The organism is Alphaproteobacteria bacterium (assembly GCA_018662925.1).
Lineage (GTDB): Bacteria > Pseudomonadota > Alphaproteobacteria > 16-39-46 > JABJFC01 > JABJFC01.
In genome coordinates, this window is the sequence record JABJFC010000091.1 from 1 (window position 1) to 21,058 (window position 21,058).

The 21,058-nt window shown below is 39.5% G+C and carries 18 protein-coding genes and 1 pseudogene; 5 read left to right on the top strand and 14 right to left on the bottom strand.

Annotated features, from left to right (window positions below):
- Positions 1-294: 294 nt before the first annotated feature.
- The gene (locus HOL16_08410) at positions 295-522 is read left to right on the top strand and encodes a hypothetical protein (GenBank protein MBT5390698.1); all 228 of its coding nucleotides are present in this window, start codon (positions 295-297) and stop codon (positions 520-522) included.
- Between the two features lie 3 nt (positions 523-525).
- Here the strand turns inward: HOL16_08410 and HOL16_08415 are convergent, their stop codons facing one another.
- The 4 genes from HOL16_08415 to HOL16_08430 form a co-directional block, all read right to left on the bottom strand.
- Complete coding sequence (locus HOL16_08415) at positions 526-1,068, bottom strand: hypothetical protein (GenBank protein ID MBT5390699.1); 543 nt, start codon at positions 1,066-1,068, stop codon at positions 526-528.
- Entirely contained in the window at positions 1,065-2,504 is a 1,440-nt protein-coding gene (locus tag HOL16_08420; protein MBT5390700.1) for a DUF3987 domain-containing protein, read from the bottom strand. The genes HOL16_08415 and HOL16_08420 overlap by 4 nt, the downstream gene beginning before the upstream one ends.
- A 216-nt stretch (positions 2,505-2,720) precedes the next feature.
- Complete coding sequence (locus HOL16_08425) at positions 2,721-3,548, bottom strand: hypothetical protein (GenBank protein ID MBT5390701.1); 828 nt, start codon at positions 3,546-3,548, stop codon at positions 2,721-2,723.
- Positions 3,548-3,766, bottom strand: a complete 219-nt coding sequence (locus tag HOL16_08430; GenBank protein MBT5390702.1) for a helix-turn-helix domain-containing protein — start codon at positions 3,764-3,766, stop codon at positions 3,548-3,550. The genes HOL16_08425 and HOL16_08430 overlap by 1 nt, the downstream gene beginning before the upstream one ends.
- A 359-nt stretch (positions 3,767-4,125) precedes the next feature.
- Here HOL16_08430 and HOL16_08435 point away from each other — a divergent pair, with 359 nt between their 5' ends.
- A complete protein-coding gene (locus HOL16_08435; protein ID MBT5390703.1) occupies positions 4,126-4,629 on the top strand; it encodes a hypothetical protein in 504 nt (167 codons plus the stop codon).
- A gap of 77 nt (positions 4,630-4,706) precedes the next feature.
- Positions 4,707-5,972 (top strand): hypothetical protein, encoded by a 1,266-nt coding sequence (locus HOL16_08440; GenBank protein MBT5390704.1) that lies wholly within the window; start codon positions 4,707-4,709, stop codon positions 5,970-5,972.
- 68 nt (positions 5,973-6,040) lie between these two features.
- Here HOL16_08440 and HOL16_08445 read toward each other — a convergent pair whose 3' ends face one another.
- The 9 genes from HOL16_08445 to HOL16_08485 all read right to left on the bottom strand — a co-directional run bounded on the left by HOL16_08445 (position 6,041) and on the right by HOL16_08485 (position 16,984).
- Positions 6,041-6,889, bottom strand: a complete 849-nt coding sequence (locus HOL16_08445) for a hypothetical protein (GenBank protein MBT5390705.1) — start codon at positions 6,887-6,889, stop codon at positions 6,041-6,043.
- A gap of 166 nt (positions 6,890-7,055) precedes the next feature.
- Complete coding sequence (locus HOL16_08450) at positions 7,056-8,105, bottom strand: tyrosine-type recombinase/integrase (protein MBT5390706.1); 1,050 nt, start codon at positions 8,103-8,105, stop codon at positions 7,056-7,058.
- 608 nt (positions 8,106-8,713) lie between these two features.
- Complete coding sequence (locus HOL16_08455) at positions 8,714-9,313, bottom strand: hypothetical protein (protein ID MBT5390707.1); 600 nt, start codon at positions 9,311-9,313, stop codon at positions 8,714-8,716.
- Between the two features lie 25 nt (positions 9,314-9,338).
- Entirely contained in the window at positions 9,339-10,700 is a 1,362-nt protein-coding gene (locus tag HOL16_08460; protein MBT5390708.1) for a hypothetical protein, read from the bottom strand.
- 680 nt (positions 10,701-11,380) lie between these two features.
- Positions 11,381-12,568 carry an MFS transporter gene (locus tag HOL16_08465; GenBank protein ID MBT5390709.1) on the bottom strand — a complete coding sequence of 396 codons (1,188 nt, stop codon included), beginning with the start codon at positions 12,566-12,568 and terminating at the stop codon, positions 11,381-11,383.
- Between the two features lie 222 nt (positions 12,569-12,790).
- Entirely contained in the window at positions 12,791-13,654 is an 864-nt protein-coding gene (locus HOL16_08470; protein MBT5390710.1) for a hypothetical protein, read from the bottom strand.
- Positions 13,655-13,933: 279 nt separating this feature from the next.
- Positions 13,934-14,521 carry a hypothetical protein gene (locus HOL16_08475; GenBank protein MBT5390711.1) on the bottom strand — a complete coding sequence of 196 codons (588 nt, stop codon included), beginning with the start codon at positions 14,519-14,521 and terminating at the stop codon, positions 13,934-13,936.
- Positions 14,522-14,597: 76 nt separating this feature from the next.
- Positions 14,598-15,962: an MFS transporter gene (locus HOL16_08480; protein ID MBT5390712.1), complete on the bottom strand. Its 1,365-nt coding sequence runs from the start codon at positions 15,960-15,962 to the stop codon at positions 14,598-14,600.
- A gap of 92 nt (positions 15,963-16,054) precedes the next feature.
- A complete protein-coding gene (locus HOL16_08485) occupies positions 16,055-16,984 on the bottom strand; it encodes an SURF1 family protein (GenBank protein MBT5390713.1) in 930 nt (309 codons plus the stop codon).
- Positions 16,985-17,737: 753 nt separating this feature from the next.
- Here HOL16_08485 and HOL16_08490 point away from each other — a divergent pair.
- Entirely contained in the window at positions 17,738-19,351 is a 1,614-nt protein-coding gene (locus HOL16_08490; protein ID MBT5390714.1) for a hypothetical protein, read from the top strand.
- A gap of 290 nt (positions 19,352-19,641) precedes the next feature.
- On the opposite strand, the pseudogene HOL16_08495 reads toward HOL16_08490, so the two are convergent.
- Positions 19,642-19,719, bottom strand: a pseudogene (locus HOL16_08495) (addiction module antidote protein, HigA family).
- Between the two features lie 236 nt (positions 19,720-19,955).
- On the opposite strand from HOL16_08495, the gene HOL16_08500 reads away from it, so the two are divergent.
- On the top strand, positions 19,956-20,933 hold the full coding sequence (locus HOL16_08500; protein ID MBT5390715.1) for a hypothetical protein: 978 nt from the start codon (positions 19,956-19,958) through the stop codon (positions 20,931-20,933).
- Positions 20,934-21,058: the final 125 nt, after the last annotated feature.

Sequence of the window (21,058 nt, forward strand, 5' to 3'; positions counted from 1 at the left end):
AACTCTCACCGAGTTAAAACACAACATATCCAAATATCTTTTTGGAACTCAAAAAAGTCCTGATATCGTTAAATCATATTTCCTAAAATCAGAGGTCTCTTACGCTGCTTAATGTAAACTGTTTGCTGGCCGGAGTAATATCTAAGAGATCTCTATAAATTAAACAGCTAAGAATTCCTTTGAAATTTCTGTAAAAAAAGTGCAAGATACAAACCAAATATGAAATTTTAATGGAATGTGTCTGTGTTTAATAAATTTGAAAAGTTCTGCTTCGTTTCTTTATTAAGTTTGGTGTTGAGCATAGTCTCATTTGGTGGGTTTGCAGAAGAGATTTTAGACTCAGACGAACACACCACTCGAACTAGAGCACCAAGTAAAATTACTAGACTTCCCTTGTCCAAAGAACGTAGCGTAACATTCCAAATGTCAGAGGTGGATAGACAAAAACTGGAAGAGATTATGCAATTGAGAGAGCTTCGTAAGACAGAAGAAATGAAGAAGCAAAGGAGCTCTTCGGAATAAGGACTATAGGTTTTGAGAGAGGGTCGATTGTGTAGTTATGTTTCGAAACTCTTCTCCGAACTTTCTCAAGCCTTGAGCCAAAAGCCAAGCTTGAGCAGCTTTTATACGTTTCTCTAACCAGTCTTTTTCATAGTTTGCTTTTGTGTGCTTGTAAGGGAGAGCATTTAATACGTCGATAAAAGCATCTTGGTATGCAATACGCCGTGCTTCAATAGGACTTATGTGGCCATCGTACTCAGAAATAGCACATCGTTCTTCAAAATTGTAGATGAGAGAAGCATTGCCAATTAATCCTTCGGACTCATTTTCTAAATTTTCATCAAAAGTGCCCTGGGTAGGAACCGACAAAACCGACAAATCAATTTTCTTTTTACATTTGTCAGGTTTGTCGGTTAGTGATCTGGGTACATTTTCTAAATTTTTATCAAAAAGGTCTTGGCTAGGAACTGACAAAACTGACAAATCAATTTTCTTTTTACGTTTGTCAGGTTTGTCGGTTCTATTCCTCCCCTCTTTCTGAAGAAATTTCTGCAACCAATTGCTCATGATAGATCTCTCTTTAGAATTTTTGGATTGATGAGATAGCGAACTATCATTTTTCCTTTTTCTAATATTCTATTTTCTTTAATCCAGCCACTCTCAATGAGAATGTCACAAGCAGAAAGAACTTCTTCCCTTTTCTTTAAGAGAGACCAGTCTTTCCGATAGATATCTCTCACATCAAAATTTTCTCTAAATGCACCAGCTTGAATTTTCCGCGCAAGATTCCTTGCTGCCTGATATGAGGGACTTAGCGTGCTCTCGTAAATACGACGGGCGTGAGCTTCTAAATAATCACACCACGCTGCTGCGCGCTCGATACAGTCAACACTGATGGCTCCTGGAGATTTTCCACTGGCTATATTGATAAGATGAAAAATAAGAGCTAACGATGGTAGAAGCTTTCTATATTTTGTGAGGTGCTCGATGAGAATTGGTTCGTCATTGTCGCTGCGCAGCTTACACTCGAGTTCAGTGAGCCACTCATAAAAGATTTGCTGCGCTCCTTCATCGAAATGAAAATAAGGAATTCCTGATTTTTCATCAACGTGCCCCCCATAATCGGTAAAATTCATCTGCGCTAGCTTTACCATAATGGCCGAAGTCTTTTCATCTGCTTGATCGTTGGGTTTACGATCTACCAGGCTCCATTTCTTATGAGTATCTGGATAAACCAAGAGTTGAAAGCGTTGTAGCAGGCCATCATTTTCAAGGCCTGTCAAAACACGTTGAAAATAATTTAAAAGCTTAGTCGGTTGGGTGCTCCCAAGAAGGGAAATGCAAAGGTTTTTCGTATGGATCGTTCCGCGCCCAATACGATCCGTTGTTTTGGATCCATATCCGTTCCAGGCTTCCAAATAAAAAGTACGATCGCTTTCGTGCCCTTCTTTATCCCAACTAGCTAAAAGTCCCATAAGCTCATCTCGGAACAAAAGAAGCCCTCGCCCATTTCGGCTCAAAAGCTCATGCATTTTTTCAATTGTGGTATCATTAGTACTATAGCGTTTACATACTACCGCTGATGGCTCTTGTAGCGATCTCAATTCCTCTTTTGCAAACTCCATTGCAGACGCATCTGAGACACTTGCAGCTTTCGTCATTTTTTTCTTAATGACTTCTCGGCTCGCCTTGTAAGCCTCAATATCTATATCGTAGTTCTGCTGATCTTTTTCATAAATCTCACGAGCCTCAGCTTCTAACAATTCGAGAGGTTTCATAATCTCTTTAAGTGCTGGGCTTTTTAAGGTACTAGGAGCACCTATAATGCACCCCCAAAGATTGGGAATGACTGTCCAAGTATCATGGCGCTTGGGTCTTATCCCACAACCGGCCCCTATAAGAGACGAAGTCACAACCACTGCACTCACAGCAACATAATCCAAAGGACATTGCATGCGCTCTGCAATATCCACCAGCCAAGCTCGATAAGGCTCAGGAATCAATTCAGGGGGGAAATCTACAACGGGTAGAAGCTGTTTTTTAATAGTGTTGATGGGTTTAGGATCGGACCAATCAATGGAGGAAATAGCCGTCTCGATTTGATGTTTAACCGCTTGAAGTCCTTCTCGAACATGAAGATCATTAAAATCTGTTGGTTTGGTGTCAGCATTTTTAAAGGCAGGAAAAATTACTGAACAGTCATACCTCTGAGCAGCTTCCTATGCTTTTTGACGCCCTATATTGTGTTCTTTACAACAGTCGTCGTCTCCAGCAATGATGAATGGACTTGCCGGATAGTTTTTTCTGAGCGCCTCAATGACGGGCTCGAGATTACCAGCATCAAATGCAATAACCGTTGTTTGGTAGGTCGCCATGTATACACTGGCCCCTGTAGCATAGCCTTCTGTGATGATGATAGGCTTTCCATTCACCAGAGTGCCAATCTGATGAAAGCAACCCTTCTTACGGCCTCCTGATAAAAAACGCTTTTTTCCATCAGAATTTATAAATTGTAGGCTCCATAACTTACCTGCGGTATCTTTTAAGGGGAGCACCATTGCACTTTTATGGAAGCGAACGCCAAAAGCCTCGACTTTCTTCTTTAGAAGATAGGAAGAGGTCCCTGTCTCAGAATAGGTGTTCCATTGACTTAGAGCAAAGGCTGATCTTTCCTGATGTTTTCGGCCCTTCTCTTCGTCAGAGATTCTTTTAGCCTGTTCAATTTGTAGCCTAAGATTTTCTGTGGTTGTAAAAGACAAGCTTTCATCCTTTACGCTCCACTTTCTATGGAGGTCCTTGCTCCAGTCTCCAAAAGCACCTGCCATTCCATAGAAAACATACCAACCATCTTTTTGATTCTTTTTTCCCGTAGAAAATCGCTGAATCGTTCCACTAGGGATAAGCTCATCTCTAAAAGCTATACCTTCACGATGCATCGCACCTATAAACTCTTGCTTATAATCCCCCTGATTTAAAGACACCCGGTTAGTCGACAAAGGAATGATGACTGGATCATATTGAGAATGATTTTCAGAAGGATTTTTCATTAACACATTCCCTCTTCATCGGTTAGATTAGTCACCGTCCTCCTCTCGACAAAATCTAGAAGATCTGCATAGCGGTATTTGACCAATCTCCCAACCTTTATGACGGGGAGGTTATATCGTTTCGTTGATTTCCAGACGGCAAGGGTGATTTCCTTAACGCCTAAAAATTCAGCGGCTTCTTTACGACTTAAGAGTCTATGTGGATTTATTTCATTCATGCGATGTAATTCCTTCTATTTTAGTAAAAATGAAACTTGTTTAATAAAAGTATAGAAAGGAAAAACTAGAATAAAAGTTAGATTTTAAAATTTCTAAGGTGAGGCGTTTCCAAAGACTTGAAGAGAAGAATATAGATTTTTAAAGATCTAGAGAGATTTTACTGCCGCAATAATTTTGCGGAGGTAATGTTTTCTTTTCTTAATTTAGAGAATTAATATGTTGGGTTATTGTGTCTCTTCAATATTTTTCTCTCTCTGATTTTAGTTGACAAATTCCTTTTAATTTGTAAGCTAACAGCTAATAGAGGATTAAAGTTTTTATACGGTTATTTGACGAGATATTAAAATGGAGAAGTAACATGAAAATTAAATTTCTTTCTCAATTTACCTTCATTTTAGCTATAGTAGCTTTTACGTCCACAGAGAGTAAAGCTGAGGCTATCAGTATGCGTGGGAAAAGTATTGTGGACACCGATATAGCAGATGCAATGTGCTCTCCACGTACTCTATCTGTACGTCGAGTAGTGGAATATCTTGCTAAACAACCGAACCTAGAAGAAGTTACAGAGTTGGAGTTTAGAGAAAACGATATGTCAATGGTTGGCGTTTCAGAGCTTTTGGATTTTGTTCTCAACAAAATGCCGGCCTTACAACATCTAGACGTTTCGTACAACAAAATTTACGAATCGAGAGAAGTAGATGTTGACGTGGCGTTTCGCAAAAAGCTTCACGAACTTCTCAGCAAGCAAGATTTTGAGAAATTTTCTTTCCATGTAAATGGAATTGCAAATATTGGGTGGGTGCGTTCATTTAATTCATCACTTGATAATTCTGAATCGTTGAAGCTTGATTGGCATGGTTAGTCCGGTTTTGTAATGCATAGAACGACTTTCTAGGCATCGATCCCTTGAGTTCTACTTTTTAGGAGATAGATATGAGAGTGAGGTTTTTACCTGTATTCTTGTTGCAGCTTGTTTTTTGTTTAATTATCTCTCTTGTTCCTGAATTCTGCTTTGGAATAGAACCAGAGGATGATTTTGGGTGTAGGTGGGTTTCCACCCTAAACCATAGTATCCATAGCGTAGGGGAAACGGAAAAATTGTTGCTTTTTCGTTCTGGAGAGAGGAAAGCAAGAGAAAAGGAATTTTTTGACGTAGATAAAATTCACCTACAAATGTCAAAGGAGCTCCAAAGAGGAACAAAGAAAGATCCATCAATTGCTAAATCAGTGGGTGGGGACCATAATATAGTTGTGGCCTCCATAAGTATGGTAGTTCAACACGATTCAGGACCAGCTGTTTTTAATTATCCGTTGAAAGAGGTTTTTGTTAGTGGAAGTGCTGATGTTAATCGTCCCCTATCTTGGGGAAAAGTTTGTGTTGGTGCATCAAGTTATTCTGTTTGTGAAATATTCGAGGCACTTCATGCTAGACTAGAGCAGCATTCGAATACTCGTATTAACGAATTAATACATCTATGGGGGGCAGCTCAAAAAGAAGTTTTAGATGAAGCGCGAAGAATTGCTGAGGAAGCGATGAGCACTAATTCACCCCCTTCTAATTATCGTTATGGCGAGATAATGAGCAAACATGCTGATAAATCTAACACTGTTCTTTTCTCAGCGACAGATAGCGAGCAATATTTAATTAGATTTTTAAAAGATAATTTCTATAAAACTCAAGAGGAATTTCCGGATGTTGTTGAGGGGATTTACGGGAATATGCGAAATGAGTACCATAGGGTAAGAAGGGAGATGCTTCGTGATTCAGTGACTTTCAGTTTCAATTCAGAAGCTGATGCTAAGACAGGATCAGAAGGTAAGTATGGAGATTTTTTTTCACATCTTGTTCGACAAATAGGGGATTTTAAGAAATACTCTGTCTTAGGGACTATTCTCCATATTCACTCTACAAACGAAATTTGTTGCTGTTGCACTGCATCCTTGTCTGCTGAGTTAAAGGTTGGAGGATTATTTAAAAGACTTGAGCAGCTTGTAAGCAAAAATCAAGATATCAAAACGGAACCGTTTTTTACTGTTTTAGCATCATGCGACCAGAGGTTAACAGTGAGCTCAGATACGAGGATTGCATCTGGTGTTCCAGTAGAGCATGGCGTGCCTCAGCTTCATTTTGATCAGATGCGTAACGAAGGATGGTTTCCTCAGTGGTTAGTGACAGAAAAAGAGGTTGCTGAATCCACTGATTAAAAACCTTTAGTTGATAAAGTTAAATCCTTGCCCAAGCATGGTCCGCACCTTTTAATTAGTATCTAGAATCAAAAATCCCCAATATTGAGAACCTTTAATTCCTGGCGCTTATCGTCAAAATCTTCGATGTCAATATCAACTTCCTCATTATTAACCCAAGATGAAAACGATAAAAGCAACTCTTCTGAAAATAAACTTTTCGTTTTAACGTTAGGTGTTTTGATTGATAGGAGTTTCTTCCTAAACCAGTGAGCAATGCTCAAAAATCTCTCAATTTGTTCGGGATTTTTTATAACAAAAAAGGAATCCTCATCTCGCTGCTTCTCTCTCTTAAGAATTTCCGCAGCAGCAATAAAATGGCAAACAGATTTATATTCCTTAAAATACTTTCCATAGGCCTTCTCGCCACAAAGATAATCCTGTTCTTGTGATTGCTTTGACTTCAATGGCGTCTTTCCTAAAATCATTTCAACAGCCTCATTAACACTGGCACGTGGCTCCCCAATTTCTGACTCTTCATAGGTTTTAGCGAGTCTCAGAAGGCTCCATACCAAGCGATCAACAATCTTAAAGAGTTGATCCTTATTTTCGAGTTCTTGGTTAATGAGCCATAAAGGATAGGCGTTGCCCCAGTTTTTTCTGAAATAGATTTCCTCTGGAATTTTTAAAAGAGATTTTATCGCATATAACTGTTCCGAATCTTCTCCTTTTTCTATAGCCCCATTATAAAATTCTACGTTGAGGGTCAATATAATGCGGGCTCTTAATTCATCACATTGGCAAGGCCCCTCCCAGTAGCAATTTATTGGATAAAGCAAACACGCCTTAATCTGATGAAAAGTCTCCTGAAGAACAATTTCACGGTATTTTAATAGAAATTCTGAAGAGAAATTTTTGTACGTATTCCAAAGAGTCATATTTTTTACCTATAAAAGGATCATAAATCAGGAGATGATGTCGCTTTCTCAATGCTCTCGGTGCCTTCTTGTGATTCATAAGCTGCTTTATAAATGGCCTCATTTGCTAGCGTTATGAATTCTCTCACAGGATCAATGTCAATTCGTTCGTAGACCCTTGTCGCTTCTAGGCTCTTATGAGCGAGAGTTTTGCCAATGATGGCAGTCGTTTTGCTCCTACTGCCCCCATCCAGCTTCCTAGGGTGCGCCGGAGGTCATGTATGCGTAGATCAACAATTCCAGACCGCTTTAAAATACGATTCCAAGCTTTTTTAGGATCTGCGAGGTGCCCTGTTCGGCCTTTACCTGGGAACACAAATTCGCTTTCATTCCCCCCTTCTCTCTCCCGCAAGATTTCGATGGCAGATTTGGTAAGAGGAATAACATGAGGCTCCCCATTTTTTGTTTCTTTAATATGCCACTCGGACAAAGTGAAATTAATTTCTTCCCACCTCATTGCGAGAACATTGCTTTTACGTGCCCCTGTTAAAAGGGATAGAAGGATGTAATCTCGGGTTGTTCGGTTTTCTTCCTCTGCAAGAGCCCTAAAAAAACGAGGCAGTTCGTCTTTTCGCAAAAACCTTTGGCGGCTTTTTTCTTTAAACTTTTTAATCCCGATTGTCGGATTGATTCCTTGCCACCCCCATTCAATGGCTTTGTTGTATATGGCACGAATTCTTTCTAGAAGTCGGTTGGCTTGATAGATCCCATTTTCATGGCCTATTTTCTCATGAAGCTGAAGGAATTCTGTTTTTGTAATTTGGCAAGCTTTGCGTTGAAAAAAATGTGACAGGAACTTATTAACTTCCCTCTCGTCATATTCCCAACTCTTTTTATATTTCTTGCTATACCTCTCCATAAACTCATGAAACATTTGACCAAAGGTAATTTCTCTCTTTAAACGCTTTTTCTCTTCATTGGGATCAATCCCCTTAGCAACATCTGCTTTAACAGCTAATGCTTTTTTGCGAGCATTCTCTACTGAAAGTTCTGGGAAGTGCCCAATGTGAATTCTCTCATCTCTTCCATTAATCCTCTTACGAACAAAAAAAGTGATGATGTCATTTGAAGTTATACAAGCTGACAAGCCCTTTTCTTGAGCATCTTGGAAGTAAATTCTGCCCTTTTGAGGTGGTTTGGTATTCTTCAAAAATTGTTTCGTGAAATTAACTTTCATTTTTTCCTCTGGTGCCGCACTGGTGCCGCATTTTGTGTGTAATTCCATCTAATTTGGTGGTAACTTGTAAACTTGAACATGCCATGAAAGCCTTGCCATGTAAAGCTTTACAAACTTTTAGATAAGTATATAAAACCATAGAATTTGAGGCTCATAACCTGAAGGTCGTAGGTTCAAATCCTACCCCCGCAACCAAGAAAATCAAAGAGTTATCAGCTTTTCAATTTTCCAAAAAACGACCGGGTATACACCTGGTATACAAAAAGTTGAGTTTTCAGAATTGTTCTGTGGTTCATGATAGAGCAATGTTTTTTGAGAAATGCTGTTATAGCATCAGAGGCGTTGCACCTCATCCTAGAATTTATCCGTGATTTATCTATGTTAGTAGAAAATGCTTCAAAAAAATATATCCTAAGATCCGCGATAGAAACTCAAAACAGCTCTGTGTTCAGGTGAAAAGCTGGAAAACAATTGCATTAATTAGATGCAAACCTAACCTTTTTTTGAGCAATATAATTGCGAGTTAGTCCCGATTTGGCAAATTAAATGCATTACCAACAACTATTTATTTCCCCACTAAAATAGTGCCTTTTGATTCATAGGATCTTTTAAAACAAAGTGCACTCTACGAATTTAACTGCATTACTAGTGGGTTCAGCAATTTTTGCAGATGAAACAGGGTGCAAATATTCTACGTGAAAGTGAAACCTCTCTTTGGTAAAACAAGATGCCTTATCTTCCGGTATAATACCCGTATTTATTCCATTAACATGCAAACTGATAGCGGGAATTCCATATTTTCCACTAATTTGTGGCAAATCTCTTACCTTCCCAATTTCATCGCTACCTAGCAAAACTTTAATGCTCGCATTTGTTATATCTTTATTTCCAGAAAGGTCTAAATTAATTAGCCGTTCTAAAGAGCTTGAATTGCTTATTTCCCACATAAAATTATCGTCAATTCCCTGGTCAGACAAATCCAGTGTATGCACCTTTATTAAGCATTTTGAATTTATAATCTGAGTCTTCTCATTATCCGTTAACTTTTCTCCTGAACGAATTATAGTTGAAACATCTTTTAAAGTTGTCGATGTAAATCCCCCTTCTCTTCTGACATCATCATATGTGAGTGTTCTTGAATAATTTGCAACAGCTACACTAATATCCAGTACGATTAATACTAAAACAAATAATTTCAAGATTCTCATTTGGGAGCTCCTTAGTTTTTTAGTCTCATTCAACAGTGTATTGCTCGCGGCTTGAAACAAACAATCCCACTTCATCTAATTGCAATCTAATTTCTAATGGATTATTAGGAGTGAGCCAAACATAGATCCATCCACCTAGTGGAGCTAGTGGTTCTCCTAACTCCATAAATTTATCAGCAATCCTTTCTAGGAAGACTTTCTGCAACTGATGTTGGGTACTGAAATCATGTTTATACGTTCCCTGACAGTTAGGACACATATCAAAGTAGGAAGTTAAGTGGAATTCTAGCCTAATATTTCCACGAAACCATTTATTAATGAGAGATATAATCTCTGAAGCTGCTCCAACATACTCTCTTTCAAACAAGTCATCATAAGCATTTTTCAGTCGAACATACTCAGATTTTTTAACCTCATAGTCCTCTTTTTTTCTGAGTAGTTTTTCCTCCAAAACAAACTTTTCTTCGGATTGTTCGTCACTTTGAAGTTGTTTTTGAAGCTTTTCTCCTTCTATTTTACTTTTTTCAAATTCTTTCTCTGCTTTTTTGACTTGCCTTTCTAATGGCTGTAATTTGTTTTTGTTAAGATTCGTCAATTCTCCAAGTAAAGTAGGTAAACTTGTATCTAACAAGTTAGCAAAGACAACTTTCCAATCATCTTCGTTTTCTAGTTTAAGCCTGCTGTCCTTCGTTTGCAGATTGCATAAGAACAAACGGATAGCTTGTTCGCTATCCCCAAATTGAAGTTGAAAAGTACTGTCAAATAGTTCATCAACAGTGTCAAAGGGCACATTTTTTTTTGCCTTATTTACAAGCCCCAAACTTTTGGCTTTGGAAGTAGAGTCTTCATTAAAAAATCTAAATGCCAACACATCGCGGAGCGTGTTTCCCAGTTTTTCTCTGGCTTCTGGACGTAAGGCAAATTCGTTAAAGTATCCTTCACGGCCAATACAATCTCGGAACGAACGACAGATTGGAGTCGTCTTTATCCTTTCCTCGAAACCAAAAAATTGTGTAATATTTTCTCTCAGCCCGAATTCACTCGGTTGTGTTATTGAACCCCCACAATAATGGGCAACACATTTTGCGTCCTGCTGAGGAGCAACAGAAGCTTTCAAAACTTCCACGTATTTCTCATTTAGCCCACTCACAAATAGCGTATCATTAAAACATAATACGGCTTTCTGGCCGCCAATTCGTAGTATAACGTTAAACTTTGCTACATTTCTCCTGCTTTCTCTAGCAATATTCTCGCTACTTTTATCAATTTCTTTTAGTTTATTGCAGGCCTCTGCTACTCTTAAACTGTTCGCCATGTGCCAGTCAAACTCAGGAACTTGATCTGTGGATTGTGTCTCCTCCATTTCAAAATCTCGAGAACTATGCATTAAGTGAAATCTCACTGGTGGTTGAACTTGTTTTGAGTCAGCTAACTCCTCCTCACCAGCGAAAGATAAGTCAAAACTGGAAATAAATATGAATACAAATAAGAAAAAATACCTGTGTATCTCGCCAACCATCTTTTCCCCCTATGAGAGGATTTTAAAGTCATTAAACGCCCACTTTCAAGTAGCCTATATATAAAAATAAATAAGTCAATACATGTACGACAATGAGTCTTAAATTGTTTAAAAACTATTTCAGATACAAATAATTTTTATACATTTTAGCTAATAACTTTGAAATAAAGGTAGTTTTATTTATCTCTTTATTTAATAATTCATGCAGGAAAACCCAGAGGTTGTTGCATTGAAACTAAGGAATTTGCTCTTACTTTTCGACCTACGTTCCTCGGTATCCATTTCACCGTTTGTTAGCGTGAAATCAAGAGTCAAAGCCTTCGTCGGACCGGAAAAAGTTATCGAAAAAAGTAAAAATAATTTATGCATGCTAATTTCCTTAAAAAATATTATGGTGAACGGATAACAAATATAAATAACCTATACAACAAAGGAAACTTTCTTAAAATGTTCGCCCAAAAAACATTCATGAAGGCATCAACTTTTTCACTTTTTGAAATTTAATTTTTATATAAAAACCAAAGGGAGAAAGGTTAAAACTTGAGAATCTACAGTTTCGCCATCAAATGGCCTTTGAGAAAAAGGGCAATTCCCCCAAGAAACATAAGATTGATGATCACTATAAACCAAATGAGTCCGACGCCTCCCATACCATTCATAAAGAGCCCCGCGGTTAAGGGCCCCATGATGGCTCCGATACTGTATATCATGGAGGAGCCAATGACGGCTCCATCTAGCTCTTCTCCTTTTAAGCGTTCTGCTATGAGACTAAATCCTAGCAAATCTAGGGATGCAATTGTTCCACCAGCGAGAAAGAGGAGAATGCCCCATACATATACATGGACGTTCATATAGTGTCCTATGAGGAAGGAAAGGACTAAAGTGGTGACACAAGCTAAAAGCACCCAGTGTCGTTTAAACTTGTCCGCCAATATGCCAATGAAAACGGGAAGAAAAACGCCTCCCATCAACAAAACGGTAAGAAGGAGGCCTGCCCCTCCCCGACTATAACCTTTCTCTTCCGCATAGATGGGAAACAAATCTGAAATTGTTTCATCGTTTATGCCGAAAAAGAAGGCTGTTATGAGGGCAAGTGGTACGAGAAATATTAAATTCAAAGACATTTTTTCAGTTTTTTCGCTCGATCTTATTTCTTTATATTTTAAAAATAATACAGGAATAAAGGTCATGAGGATTAAAGTGCTGCAAAGCAAATAGGGCAAATGGTTCCCTCTGGGAATAACAGAAACAAGAGAAGGCCCCAATCCATATCCCATGGCCATGACAGTTGTATAAAGCCCCAGTAGTGTACTCAGATGTTTTTTATCGGCATATCGGTTGATTAAAACATCCGTAAGCATGTTTATATTTGCGACCGCAATTCCAATCAGAAACACAAATATAAACAAAAGGTAATTCCACTCTAATATGACTGATCCCGGGATCAGAGCACAAAGAGCCAAAGCAGAGAAGAAATAGATTTTTTTATAGGAGAACGACCTCATTAGCTTTTGCAAAAAAAGTCCAACAACAAAAAAAGCTATACTGCCCATTGTTAAGACCATGGCAATGTGTTCTGTCGAAAATTTTCTCTTGTAAAGTTCTTCGGTTAGAAGAATCCAATAGAATCCCATTGCCAGGCTGAACCCCAGGGTAAAAACCAATAAGAAAATGATGAGAACTGGGTTTTGAGGATTTCCAAGAAAGGAACTTAAGAAATTTTTTATTTTATCCATCTCTGTCTCTACTGAAAGGCATGCAAATTTACGTGCTGTCAGTGGTGATGCTACCATAGAGAGGCCTAGCATTAAAAGATCGTATGCTGAATTAGATGGATGCCTGCCAATTAATTACTTCCGTGGGAAGTAATTTCAGTGTGAATTTTTCAGACAAGTCTGACTTATGATGTGTGAAAAAAGACTATGCCGTTAGAGATTCCAACCAAGTAGTGTGACTAGTTAGATGCGGCGGATATCATCATATTGAGCCTTTAATTTAGCTGCTTTGGCTAGTCTTTTCTCTTTTTCTCGTTCTGCATTTTCTTTATTTTGATCAGCTCGAATTTCATTTACACGATTAAAAACAAATGTCCTTGCGTCTTCCACACTTTGAAAATACATTCGTTCGCTTGATTGAAAATGAACGTACGCTTTTCCTCCAAAAGTTTCGGTAATAGAAATGCCACCAAATCCATCATCAGCGGTTCTTAATACGAGAGTAGTTGAATGTTTTTTGCTCTGTATAAATTCATCGGGTTTCCGGACGAAGTCTCCGTCAAAACTAAAAGCAGCTTGAACTTGTCTTCTTTTATTTGATTTAGTTTTAGTTTTAGCTATTTTAGCATTTCTTTCTATATTGAGCGTATCTGTCTTATCAGAAAATGGCGCTGCGAGTTCCGTGATTGAAGGTACGATAGGCGTAGAAAACGTTATAGCGGAGTCAAGGCTGGAGGAGCTGTCCTCTTCATTTGGATTGGAGATAGCTTCTGGAGAATCTTTAAAAATAGGAAACGGTAAGTCACCTTGTGATACAGGGCTCAACTCTAGATCACTCTCTAGGGGGTTGGGCGAGAGGAAATCCATTATTGACCCTTGCCCTCTGACTTGCTTGATTTTGCGTTTTCTTGCGCTTTTTGACTTAGAGCGGGGATTTTTCTTCGGATCTTCTTGAGTTCCTCCTATAGGCCTCATTTTGGTTTGCTGAAAAATCCCATCAAAGCTTTGTAAAGAATCATCAAAGCCACCTGGATTTGCATAACTCTGTTGCACAAAAATAGAAGCAAGTGAAGCCGTTAGAGCAAGTCTAACTGTAAAATGACGCATGTCAAAAATCTCTCAAAAAATAATTCATAAAAATATGCGCACAATATCTCAAATATTTGCATGGAAGAAAAGACTAATTTTGGAATATTAGATATTACAAATACTCATAAATATTTAATTATTATTTAATTTAACTTTAATATTTATTAAAAATGTATTTATGGAAAATTTTATATATTTAAATAAAGAAATGCTTATTTGTCAGCGAAATAGGGAAAATGAGCTGCCAATAGTAGTAGGAATTATTTGATTGTTGTGTGATGCAAGCGAGCTTAGGGCTTAAACTTTGACAAAAACGATGTTGCGACCTTTGAGGCATCCACCCAAAAACTTCTTTCCTTCCTGTGATTGAGAGACATCTAAAATGAATTTAAGAAGCTTCTTTTTCTTCAAGTGGGACATGTCGACTATTTTAACTTTACTAATCCATCCGGATTTTGCACCGTCAGCATTACCACGCAGCAAAATAAGCTGAGTAACACCTTCACCGCTATTGAAATTTTGTATGCGTTCTATATGGCCGTCTGACATGGTCAAAGTGGCTGTGTTCTTGCCCATTAGCTTTAATTCAGACGAATTGTCTGTAATGCGCATGATGTTTTTACTATCCATCCCCGCTTTTTTTAAGAGATCTTCAATCGTGAGCTCAAAAAGAAAAGCATCTTGGTCTTCATCACCTTGAAGCCAATTTACTTTGTCAAATGAGGCGAGCTGGAAAAATGGCGTCGTATTCTCTGCGCGAACTTCTATCAACTTATGACAAGGGTTATCCGGCTTGGATTTCACTTTTTTCATGGGAAATCCATAGGCTGTTGTCGCTGCTATGACCATAACAAGTATGACAATATTTCTATAGAATATTCCCATTTAAAAACTCCCTATACTTGTACAGTGTACAAGAAAAGAGCTTTGTTTTGGAATATATTTCTAAATAATAAGGAAACTAAATTTCGCCAACGCCGGCGAGGCCTTCCCTGTGGGCGGGATGGGTTTCACGCATAATCAGGGATAAGAATAGGGAAATGATTAAACAGATGGGAACCACAGTAAGGGCATAGCGATAGTCTGCTGCCGAATAGATAGCAACCCCATCAACAATAACTTCACTGGATCTTTCTGTTAAAAGGGATCCGATGACCGGTTGGAAAATGACCCCGCTCAGCATGCAAAACATATTGGTAAAGCCCACACTTACGCCACTTGCTGACGGGGGATTAATTTCACAAGCTGCGGGGAAACAGAGGATTTTACCTCCTATAAAAAAGCCTATGAAAAACATTGTAAAAAACAATAGAAATGGGGGCAGCACTATGTATATGGCCAAAGATACACCGCAAAGGGCTCCAATAGAAGCCATAATCATGGGAATCTTTCGGCTGCTGAGGCGTTCCGAAATGTAAGCAAATGAAGGCCCCCCTACTGCAAGGCCTAGGTATACGATAGTTGTTGATAGTCCTGCCGTGGCCTGATCAAAGCCATAAACCTGCACAAGGAAGGACACATTCCACAAATCCGCAAAAGTAGAGAGGACGATATAGGTGCAAACACCGTAAAAAGCTATAATCCAGGTTTGACGACAGGTAAGGACTTTTTTAAGGCCAGAGAGAAGCTGATCTTGGGGCCCAATATCATCAAAGTCATCTAAAGGCTTTTGTCGATCCCGCACAACAGCCCATATAAAGGCCGCTAAAAGGGCACCAACGCTGGAAATACTGATAAGGGCTTCTCTCCAGCCCAGATAGTCAACCAACAGGGTTAAGGGGGCGCCAGCACACATGGCGCCAAGGGTGCCCAGCATGACTGTAAAGCTCACTAGGATGGAAAATCGGTTGTGGGAAAACCAAAGGGAAATGATTTTCAATGTACTTAAAAAGACGGCTGCTGCCCCTGCCCCGATCATAAAACGGCCAATTTGAGCGTAAACGAGGGATTCCGCAGAGGCAAATATGAGTGTCCCTACAGAGCACAATAGGGCCGCCCCTGTCAAAAGCCTTCGGGGGCCGTAGCGATCAATAATGACCCCCATGGGCAGTTGCAACCCTGCGTAGGCATAATAATAGCAAGCCGTGAGGATGCCCAGAGATTCCGCATTTACGGAAAAATCTCGCATAAGATCTGGCACCATCACACCTGGAGAGACACGCAACACAAACTGATAGCAGTATAACATTGCAGCAAGAACCCACATGAACCATGGCTTGATATTGAGTGCCTCTAGTTCATCAATTGGTTTTTGCACTTGTGATTCCCTATATAGTTGTTGACGCTGGTTGGTTGTTAGTCCGTCTAATTTTGGTTTTGCACTCATATATTGTTACCAATTCCTATGATCTAACCCGAATTGACTTTTCTCCTCGACAACCTGTGAATAAATGCTTAAGGGCGATCTCCGTTGGATGCTCAGTTAAGTCTTAAGCGTCTGCGACTTCTATGGTAGACCGCCCACATAACAACAAGGACCAGGGCCATGGAATACCAAGTTACGGCGTATACTAGATGATTGTTAGCTAATTGGGAAGCCCCCCCTTGGGGAATTGGCATGTTTCCTTTTCTTTCAATAAGTTCTAATGCAATTTCTCCATAAAATGGGAAGGAAAATGGAACGTTTTGTGCCTCAGATATACGATTTTGTTCTATCCAATGCCACTGATTTTTGTTTGGCATATTATCTGGTACAAAGTGGCCAGGCTTTTCAGAATATGCTATATGGGCAATTCCCTCATATTCGTTTGCTACTAAGACCGATGTATCCTCAAAATCACGAGGAACCCAGCCCAGGTTTAAGAGGATAACGCGACCATCTTCTAGTTGTAGCGGCATTATCAAGTGTTTACCTACGGTTCCCTTTGGGGGACTCCCCCGCTCTTCCGACATTTTAAGGAGAGCTGGACGCCCACCATCGAGTTGTTCCACCGGTTTATTGTCGTTGATGGACTTAGCACTTTTACTATCGAGGTTTTTTGCTGCTTTTTCATTAGTGGGGGACTTAGATTTTTCACTGTCAAGGGAGTCTGCCGTTCTTTTGCCATAGTTTTTATTTATCTGAAACGGGCGGGCTAATAAATATATGGGGGCATTTAGGAGCCTGCCTTTGAGGTATAGGCGTTTGTTTTTGAGCTGCAGGGGGCGTTTATGTGCACTTTCTTGTCTTATATCGTCGAGTTCTTTTGGATGCATAGGGGGTGATCTTAGGGTCTCTTCCCTACTCTCAATTAATGCTTCTTTCCATTGAAGGCGTTTTAACTGCCAGGTTCCCAATCCAATAAAGAAGGAGAAAAACACAAGACAGATGAGCGTTGGCCACAGCAGAGGCTTAAAATATATATTCATGGAGACATTATGGAGAAAGAGAAGTAATTTTTAAAGGGGGATTGGCATTGGTAGTGTGGCGCCCGGAGTCTGAGGGGGGCTCTAGAAGCATTTCCAATCCCGTCTTTCCGCACAATGGATCCCGCGCTCATAAGGAATTCTAGGGGCGCGCCTACGGCTTGCCCATAATTCCTAATGGCCGGGAAGACGATTCTTGTGCCTAATGGCCGGGAAGACGATTTTTGGCCTGCTGCCTAGGTTAACTATTTTGCCCTAATGGCCGGGAAGACGATTTTTGGCCAGATGTCTCAGAGTGCAAGGACACGTAGAGTGTCCGTCATCTCGGAACCTAGGCACTCTTGACGAACCGGCGTCTTAAGCCGATGAGTCTTAGAGGGACTTGGTATCGCGAGATCCAGGTGAACGCGTGCCACAGACAAGCTGTAAGACTGGATCCCGCGCTCATAAGAAATTCTAAGTCGCGCTTATTGCGCTCTAAGAATTCCTAATGGCCGGGAAGACGAGTTTTGGCCTACTGGCTAGGAAAGAGGAGCTTGGCTTAATGGCCGGGATGAGGCAACTGTAGATCTGGCTATAGCATTACTTCCTAAGCAATAAATAGATCTTAAGCCACAATTCATTACAGTTTCTTACTGTTTCTGGGTTATGAGTTTACATACTGTTTATTTTGCAGGTTCTATTTTTATTGACTTATACACTATTTATGTATTATAAGTATTCTCTACATGTCTACATTAGAGGTTGGGATTTATTATGAAAATTATGAATTTTATCAAGAATAGAGCATTTAATAGTAAACAAGCAGTCTCACTGTTTTTTGCGTGTATTATGGCCTTTAGCCCGCTTACAGGTCATGGGGCAGATGGAACTTTAGAAGTAGACACCTCATTGATGAACATAACGACACGTAGTTCATCAGCTGCAGGTAAATCTTCAGAAGTAGACACTGCATTGAAGAAGATAACGACACCTAGTCCATCAGCTGCAGTCAATACTTCAAAGCAAGACCTCCATAAAAAGCAAGACCTCCATAATTTGGCATCCACTGAAACGACATTTTCGGATTTGCCATTTAATGTAAGAGTCCAAGTTCTCTCTATGGCTGATGCAAAAACACGTGGGCGATTTGCTCAAACATCAAAAGTTGGTCTTGGGACAGTTAATGTTGTTCGTGGATCAATCGGTGTAACATTATATGGCGCAAGATTAGAACACCACATTGTCCCTGTTGATAGTATTAGAATTAGAGAAGATTCCAAATCTTCTAGTATTACGATTCCTGTGGGGAATGATGTTATTTTCTTTGTAAATAATGACTCTATTTCTATCCATGATCTCAATGAAGGAAAGGTCATAAAAAGGATAGAGGAAGCTGATCATCATCATGTAGTTAAATCCTGGATACATGAAGCAAGCCGAACGCTATATATGAAGCGGAGTTATGGTGGGAAGCTTTATGCTTTTGATCTCGATAATTTGGAGAGTGGATCTAGAACAATTGATTTTATGGCAAATCACTTTCATTGTGTCGTGAGCGAAAATGGAGATCGGATCTATGTAAACCCCTTTCGGACGAATGAAGTCATTTGTTACAATAGTCACTTAGACCCTTTGGGCATAATGACCTTTGGAGAGCAAGATGGACAATGGCTAAGCGATCTTCACCTGACATCAGATGATGGTTTGCTTGTTGCGACGTCTTTCGGAACTTCTTACAACAAGGTGTTTACGGCCGATACCCAAAACTGGGGTGGAACGCCTCAATCATATGACGTTGAACAGAATGCAGTACAGAATGTACACGTTAATGATGGACGGTTCTTGGTAACGCAGGCTAGAGATGATAGCTTTTCAGTAACAGATCAGAATACACCTGATTCACCTGCCTTTACAATTTCCGAGGGTTATGCAGTAGATACTATTCTTGATAGCAGTCAATCTAGGCTCTATGTTACAGATAGGTGCAACGATAGAGTGGCTGTTTTCAATACGAAGAGCTTCGACTCTGCCCCTCTAACTATCGACTTATCAGAAGGAGTGCCAACGTCTTTCGTTCTCAGTGATAAAAAGGATTTGCTTTTTGGCACACATGCTGCTCCTGATTTAAGGCCTCCAAGCGCAATGCCTTATACAGATGGTTTTGATCCGGGGATACTTTCAATTATTGATACACGAAATCCGCATTCCTCTCCGAGAACCATAAGGACTGTTGGATGTCTTCCTAGCGACTGTTTCTTAAGTGAAGATCAAAAACACCTGGCTGTGTTGTTCCTTGATTCAGCGTTACTTGAGGTTTTTGAAGTGAAAACAGAAGCTCCCTTTACGCCTGATTGGCTGGGAAATGCTGAGAACGATTACACTAAGTAGAATCGTCATTAGGTGCGTGCCCCCCATGCAAGAGAGTTAATACAACTTCTCGAGGGGGGCTTGCATAATACGGTGGGTAGTCATAATTTTCATGTACGACTAAGCCCACGACAAAGTATTAGATAGGCTCATGGCTCCAAGATATTGGATAGCACCAAAGCATTATGTAGACCATGGCTCCTCGCATTTATACATCAACAACCATAAGTCTACTTGGGCCTCAATCCTTTTTCATCTTCCTTTGCCGTGAAGTGCATTATCTTTGACAGATCAATATCCGACTTTGTAAGCCACAAATCATATTCCTGCTGTAAGTTTAGCCAGTATTCAGGCGTTGTATCAAATGCTTTTGAGAGTCTCAATGCTATTGGTAGCGCAATGACAAATCTCTATATTTCTAATTTGCGAGCCCCAATTGAAAACCTCACCCTTAAAGAGTCCCTAATCTTGTTATAACCACAGAATTTGAAAGAAAGTTTCTTTTAAGATCAATGCATTCCGAATATATACAATATAGTTGTATTGTATATCTCTTGCATAATAACAATATATATTACAAGTTTGTATTTTAATATTTTGGAATTATTAGGGAATATTGTTTGTTATGAGAATTTTTAATTCATTTATGAAAGATAAAGCTGCGTCTGGCAGTAAAAAACTTTCAAAAATAAAGTTTTTGAGTTGCATTGTAGGCATCAGCTTAATCGCAACTCAAGCATTTTGTGGAAATGGTGACAGTGAGAATGAGGATCTGAGTGGTAAGGGGATTTCATTTGTCCATCCAAGTGATAGCAAGGATGGAAATAACGGGGAATCATCTTCACCTAAATATAGAGGCCTTCAGGACTTGCCAGAAGAAGTTATGGGAGAGATCCTCGCTCATGCAAATGATGACGGGACACTTGTGCAATTTTCAAGAGCATCTAAAAGTTGTTTGAGAGGCTACGATTATGCCAGTGATAGTCCGACATATAGAGAGAGGATGACAAAAGGGCTACGACAACGTCAAAACATACTCCTTCCAGAAGGTGGAGGAGACTCTCGTTACTCAATCTCACTTGGTGATAACAAATTCTTTGTCGTTCAAGATACTTGCCTTTCTCTCGTTGATCTTAAGGAGTCTAGAGTTGTAAAAACTTTCGAAGCCTTATATGCGAAAGATGCTTATTGGTTCAATCGGGATAAAAACATCCTTTATATTTCGGCACACCTGAGAAATATTCAAAAAGGAATTCCGAGCTCAGGCGGGCTCTACGCCTTCGATCTTGAAAACCTAACGCAATTACCAAATCTAATTTCTCCATTCAGTGAACCACATGAGATTATAGGGCATACAGATGGAAAGTTTTTTGCAAGAAAATCTGAATCTGGAGAAGTTTCTTGTCTTAGTGACAGTTTAGAGCTGCTGTGGAAAGTGGATTTAGGTGAGCCTTGGAAAATAAGACCACAGACGTTTTATACGGGGCATGAGCCTAATGGGAGTAGACAGCTGGATTTTAAACAATTTCATCTGAGTCAGGATGGTTCTTTCTTTGTTGCGGAATCTTATGTAAGTAGTAATACTTTTATATACCCTTCGTGAATAAAAGTATGGACTTTTAGGAGGCATTACCTTATAAGCTATTGTTATGAAGACGTTTTTAAGCCAATCAGAAGAAGAACAGCTAAGAAAGCAGCATAGGCGAGAGAAAAACGGTCGAGTTCGAG